The organism is bacterium (assembly GCA_040753555.1).
Lineage (GTDB): Bacteria > UBA9089 > UBA9088 > UBA9088 > UBA9088 > JBFLYE01.
Map to the genome: position 1 here is coordinate 1 of JBFMDZ010000139.1, position 5,697 is coordinate 5,697.

General features: G+C 33.7%; 6 protein-coding genes. 5 read left to right on the forward strand and 1 reads right to left on the reverse strand.

The genetic code is table 11. The features are described 5' to 3' along the window. Nucleotides 1-93: 93 nt before the first annotated feature. On the reverse strand, nucleotides 94-687 hold the full coding sequence (locus AB1630_09835; GenBank protein MEW6104089.1) for an IS66 family transposase zinc-finger binding domain-containing protein: 594 nt from the start codon (nucleotides 685-687) through the stop codon (nucleotides 94-96). A gap of 384 nt (nucleotides 688-1,071) precedes the next feature. On the opposite strand from AB1630_09835, the gene AB1630_09840 reads away from it, so the two are divergent. The 5 genes from AB1630_09840 to AB1630_09860 are packed head-to-tail and all read left to right on the forward strand — an operon-like array spanning nucleotide 1,072 to nucleotide 5,537. Beyond that, nucleotides 1,072-2,007: an acetyl-CoA carboxylase carboxyltransferase subunit alpha gene (locus AB1630_09840; protein MEW6104090.1), complete on the forward strand. Its 936-nt coding sequence runs from the start codon at nucleotides 1,072-1,074 to the stop codon at nucleotides 2,005-2,007. Next, nucleotides 2,000-3,160 (forward strand): site-specific DNA-methyltransferase, encoded by a 1,161-nt coding sequence (locus AB1630_09845; protein MEW6104091.1) that lies wholly within the window; start codon nucleotides 2,000-2,002, stop codon nucleotides 3,158-3,160. The genes AB1630_09840 and AB1630_09845 overlap by 8 nt, the downstream gene beginning before the upstream one ends. A gap of 4 nt (nucleotides 3,161-3,164) precedes the next feature. Continuing rightward, on the forward strand, nucleotides 3,165-3,866 hold the full coding sequence (locus AB1630_09850; protein MEW6104092.1) for a restriction endonuclease: 702 nt from the start codon (nucleotides 3,165-3,167) through the stop codon (nucleotides 3,864-3,866). Next, on the forward strand, nucleotides 3,863-4,552 hold the full coding sequence (gene accA, locus AB1630_09855; GenBank protein MEW6104093.1) for a carboxyltransferase subunit alpha: 690 nt from the start codon (nucleotides 3,863-3,865) through the stop codon (nucleotides 4,550-4,552). Before AB1630_09850 ends, accA begins: the two co-directional genes overlap by 4 nt. Nucleotides 4,553-4,607: 55 nt before the next feature. Continuing rightward, nucleotides 4,608-5,537 carry a UDP-glucuronic acid decarboxylase family protein gene (locus AB1630_09860; GenBank protein MEW6104094.1) on the forward strand — a complete coding sequence of 310 codons (930 nt, stop codon included), beginning with the start codon at nucleotides 4,608-4,610 and terminating at the stop codon, nucleotides 5,535-5,537. The last annotated feature ends 160 nt before the right edge of the window (nucleotides 5,538-5,697 follow it).

Sequence of the window (5,697 nt, forward strand, 5' to 3'; positions counted from 1 at the left end):
TATAGCTACCAATTTTTTGTTTCACCCTAAATGACATAGTAATATTATAACTATAAACAAAAAATAAGTCAAGTTTATTTTTAAAGGCTTTCATCACATAGTTATTAAAATTTGCGGGATTTTAAGTTTAAAGTAGCAAAGGGTTTTAAGCCAGGCAATGATATTTTTGACTGTGGTGCCAAGAGCGTAGTGTAACCAGACAGTCATCAATAGTATATTTAATCCTAATCGGGACTTCGGTAGAGCATCTAATACCTTAGGTTCTACAATCCTTTTACACCCTTTACAAAGATAACGATATATCCTATGCTTGGTTACTAAGATCTCAATAGTAGGTAAATCTTCGGTATAACGCTCTCTTATCTCTATTGGTTTTCCTAATTCAGTTCCACAATCAGGACAAGTAGCCAAGGTCCAATCTTTTTCAATGTGCACCTCTTTTGGAATCTTTCGGTAAAAACCTTGATGCCCTATCTTACAGCCAGGTTTCTTTCTTCTTGTCTTTATATTCCTTTTCTCGTAAGTCGGTTTCATTCCTGATGGAGTAGTTGCTTTATGTTCCTCAATTTTTGCCTCAAGATTTCTATTCCTTGCTTCTATCTCTTTGATTATCACTATGAGCCTTTTGCAGTTTGGACAAGCTGTTTCTTCTATTTCTTTCAAAAGAGTATTTAATTCTTTCTCCATACATCTTATTTATCGGCATTTTTTCCAAAAACTTAAATTTATTTTTCAGATGGGTAAAATGTTACGAATTTTCAATTTTAGTCATTTGAATTTGTTTTAAGATTTCGGATTTCGGATTTCATTTGTTCCATTAAAGCTAAACACATACGATAATTTTAAGGATTGTGCGAATAACTTAAAAAAATGGGGGTGGATTTGAGGTTTCTCCTTCCTCCCTTTTTTCTCAAATAGCATTCTTTCTTGAAAACCCAGCTGAATTAAAAAAGGCAGGAGATAATGCAAAAAATGTTGCCTTAAGCCTTGTAGGTGCCTCAAAAAGGTGCATTCCTTTTATCCTTAATCTGTTGCATTAAAGGCTATAGATAGGTTATACTTAAAATTATAATGGAATTTTTGGATTTTGAAAGACCCTTCATTGAGATAGAAGAAAGAATAGAGGCTGAAAAGGATGAAAAGAAAAAGAGGGAATTAAAAAGGTCTTTATCTTTAGAAAAAAAGAAAATTTATTCAAGCCTTAATGCAGGGCAGATAGTCCAAATAGCAAGGCATCCAAAGAGACCAAATATTATGGATTATATAAATGGATTATTTGATGAATTTATAGAGCTTTGTGGAGATAGGCTCTTTGGGGATGACAAGGCAATCATAGGAGGAATAGGAAGAATTGGAGAAAACAAGGTAATGCTCATTGGACATAGGAAGGGAAAAGAGCTAAAGGAAAACCTTGTCTATAACTTTGGAATGGCAAATCCAGAGGGCTATAGAAAGGCAAAAAGGATAATGGAATTAGGAGCAAGGTTTAAAAAGCCAATAATTACATTCATTGATACACCTGGTGCATATCCTGGGATTGGAGCAGAGGAGAGGGGACAGGCTATGGCAATTGCTGAAAATCTATATACATTCTTTGAGCTTCCTTGTCCAATTATCTCTATTGTCATTGGAGAGGGAGGCTCTGGAGGAGCATTAGGAATTGGTGTTTCTGATAGAATCTTGATGCTTAAATATTCCATATATTCTGTTGCCTCACCAGAGGCTTGTGCATCTATTCTTTGGAAGGATGCAAAGGAGGTTGCTAAGGCATCGGAAAATCTACATCTTACAGCCCAAAGCCTTTATAAACTTGGGCTAATTGATGGAATTATTGATGAGCCATTAGAGGGTAGCCATAAAGACCCTAACAAAACAATAAAGAATGTAAAGAATGCAATTATTTCTTCCCTTAATGAGCTTTTATCTTATGAACCCAATATTCTTTTGGAAGAGAGGCTCGAAAAGTATAGAAGGATTGGGGTGTTTAAGAGAAATAACAATGAATGATTATAGGTTAATAAAAATATATGTCAAAGATGTAAATCAAGATGATGCTATGCTTCAGCAATTATTTTCTTTATATCCTAAAGAGGATATTTATTTTGAGTTGACCAACAATTGGCTGATTATACACTTGCGGGAATTAGATTTCTTTAATTTCAAAAAGAATATCCAATTGCTAACAAAAAATTCAAATGGCGATACCGCTAAATTATTAAATTCTATATTTTATAACATTGAGAAAATAAAAAGTTATGGATTAAAAGGAAGAAAAAGATTGTATATTGGCTATGATAAAGAGAGAAAAGTAAAAAACAGAAAAGAAAAAGAAATGATAAGGGGAACATATTATTACGCCAGAGATAATACCTTTTCTAAACAAAATAATAAAGCGCCAAAGCAATTTATTGACAAAATAATTATTGGAGATAGTGAAGAAACTTTAAAGCAATTTCCAGAAAATTGCGTTGATTTAATCTTTACTTCTCCGCCATATAATTTTGGTCTTGATTATGAAAACCATAAAGATGGCGTTAATTGGAATGACTACTTTAATAAATTATTTGCAATATTTAAAGAGTGTATAAGGGTTTTAAAATATGGTGGAAGAATTATTGTTAATGTTCAACCATTATTTTCGGATTATATCCCCATACACCATATAGTTTCTGGTTTTTTCATTAAGCATAAGCTAATCTGGAAAGGCGAAATTTTGTGGGATAAACATAATTATAACTGCAAATATACTGCTTGGGGTAGCTGGAAAAGTCCAAGTAATCCCTATTTAAAATACACATGGGAATTTCTTGAGGTTTTTTGTAAAGGTGATTTAAGACATCCTGGAAACTGGAAAATGGCAGATATAAGTGGCGATGAATTCAAAAAATGGGTTTATGGAAGGTGGGATATTGCGCCAGAATATAATATGAGAGAATATGGACACCCCGCAATGTTCCCTGAGCAACTTGTAGAGCGAGTACTAAAATTATTTAGCTTTAAGGGAGATTTAATTTTAGACCCATTTAATGGAGTAGGAACAACAAGTGTAGTGGCAAAAAAGCTATTTAGAAATTACATTGGCATTGATATCTCTCCTGAATATTGCAAAAAAGCAGAAGATAGACTTAAAAATACCAAAGTTAATGCAACTGTATTTTAAAAATATGGACAAAAAATTTTCAAAAGACATACAATCGCTTATTAACGCTTATGAATTTTTAGTTAAAGGCATTGATACAAAAGCTAAAGAGTCAGAAGGCAGGGCTTATGGTGGGATAATTAGAGCTGGCAAGGGAATGCTCGTTGAGAGTTTGGCAAAAAGTTTAATTGAAATAGCATGGAAAGAATTAGGAAGAAAGCCAGAAAGATTATCCCTTGCAAAAGAAACAGTAAAAATTCCAATTAAGAAAGAATACATTGAACGGCTTAAAAGCCCAGAAGTAAAGAAATTTATAAAGGAGCATATCAAAAAATTTTACTATTGCTTAAGAACAGATGTTCATGTGCATATTGATGGAAAATTTAAAATTGCTATGGAGTGCAAAGCATATACAGAAAATGCAATGCTAAAAAGAATTTTGGTTGACTTTACATTATTTAAACAAGTTTTCCCTGACCTTGCTTTTGTATTATTTCAATTGGAAAGCCAGCTTGGTGGTGATTATTCTTCTACTAACTATGTTAAATATGGTAGTCCCTCTACTCATACTTTGCTTTCATATTTTGATATTGACCTAAACATAATTACATTGCTTGAAGGAGAAAGAAGGGTTGATAAACCAATTCATAAGCCAGAATACTATAAATCCTTGAGAAAAGAAAGCTTACTAACGGCACTTGAGGTATTTAAAAATTTATTAAGATGAAAAATGACAAGGCAATCATAGGAGGAATAGGAAGAATTGGAGAAAACAAGGTAATGCTCATTGGACATAGGAAGGGAAAAGAGCTAAAGGAAAACCTTGTCTATAACTTTGGAATGGCAAATCCAGAGGGCTATAGAAAGGCAAAAAGGATAATGGAATTAGGAGCAAGGTTTAAAAAGCCAATAATTACATTCATTGATACACCTGGTGCATATCCTGGGATTGGAGCAGAGGAGAGGGGACAGGCTATGGCAATTGCTGAAAATCTATATACATTCTTTGAGCTTCCTTGTCCAATTATCTCTATTGTCATTGGAGAGGGAGGCTCTGGAGGAGCATTAGGAATTGGTGTTTCTGATAGAATCTTGATGCTTAAATATTCCATATATTCTGTTGCCTCACCAGAGGCTTGTGCATCTATTCTTTGGAAGGATGCAAAGGAGGTTGCTAAGGCATCGGAAAATCTACATCTTACAGCCCAAAGCCTTTATAAACTTGGGCTAATTGATGGAATTATTGATGAGCCATTAGAGGGTAGCCATAAAGACCCTAACAAAACAATAAAGAATGTAAAGAATGCAATTATTTCTTCCCTTAATGAGCTTTTATCTTATGAACCCAATATTCTTTTGGAAGAGAGGGCAAAGAAATATAGAAGGATTGGATTTTTCAAGAATGTGGAATAGTTTCGATTTTTATTTGCAAATTTAAGGATTTTTAGGTTATAATTAAAGGAGATTTATGAAGATTCTAATTACAGGAGGAGCTGGTTTTTTAGGGTCTCATCTTTGCGATTTCTTTATTAAAAAAGGGGCAGGGGTAATAGCTATGGATAATCTAATAACAGGAAACCTTGATAATATTTCGCATATAAAGGATCCTAAATTTAGATTTATAAATTATGATGTAAATAAATATATTGAAATAAAAGAAAAAATAGATTTTATTTTTCACTTTGCCTCTTGTGCCTCGCCAATGGATTATATCAAATATCCCATCCAAACCCTTAAGACAGGAGCTCTTGGCACACATAATACATTGGGTCTTGCTAAAGCAAAATCCGCAGGCTATGTTCTAGCCTCAAGCTCAGAGGTTTATGGCGATCCATTGGTCAATCCCCAACCAGAGGATTATTGGGGAAATGTTAATCCAATTGGGCCAAGGGGTGTATATGATGAGTCAAAAAGGTTCGCTGAGGCAATGGTTATGAGTTATCACAGAATTCACAATATTGACACAAGGATTGTAAGGATATTCAATACATATGGAGAAAGGATGAGGACATCAGATGGTAGGTGTATTCCAGCATTTATCCCGCAGGCATTAAAGAATGAACCCCTCACGATTTTTGGGGATGGAATGCAAACAAGAAGCTTTTGCTATGTAGATGATTTGATGGAGGGAATATTTCTCCTTATGAACAAAAAATTTCATAATCCAGTTAATCTTGGAAATCCAGAAGAAAGAACAATTAAAGATATAGCTTCTCGTATAATTGAGCTTACCAAAAGTAAAAGCTCCCTTACCTTTTGTCCACTTCCAGAGGATGACCCTAAGGTAAGGAGGCCAGATATTACACTTGCGAAGAATATATTGGGTTTTTCTCCAAAGGTATCATTAGAGGAAGGGCTTTTAAAAACAATAGATTGGTTTAGGAAAATAATTAAATGAATTGATTATAAAAAACAATGACTTTAAGTGTTATAACCCAACTTCAACAGAAACTTGGCGAAATTGGTGGTAGCGAAAGTAGAATTTCTTGTATTTATAAGGGATTGAGGGGTATGGGGAGGTAAAAATTACAAAAAAGTGAGTGACAATAAAATGTAAA

Coding starts and splice junctions, on each gene's coding strand:
- AB1630_09845 (MEW6104091.1), top strand. CDS start 2,000: ATGAATGATTATAGGTTAATAAAAATATATGTCAAAGATGTAAATCAA.
- AB1630_09850 (MEW6104092.1), top strand. CDS start 3,165: ATGGACAAAAAATTTTCAAAAGACATACAATCGCTTATTAACGCTTAT.
- accA (MEW6104093.1), top strand. CDS start 3,863: ATGAAAAATGACAAGGCAATCATAGGAGGAATAGGAAGAATTGGAGAA.
- AB1630_09860 (MEW6104094.1), top strand. CDS start 4,608: ATGAAGATTCTAATTACAGGAGGAGCTGGTTTTTTAGGGTCTCATCTT.
- AB1630_09835 (MEW6104089.1), bottom strand. CDS start 687: ATGGAGAAAGAATTAAATACTCTTTTGAAAGAAATAGAAGAAACAGCT.
- AB1630_09840 (MEW6104090.1), top strand. CDS start 1,072: ATGGAATTTTTGGATTTTGAAAGACCCTTCATTGAGATAGAAGAAAGA.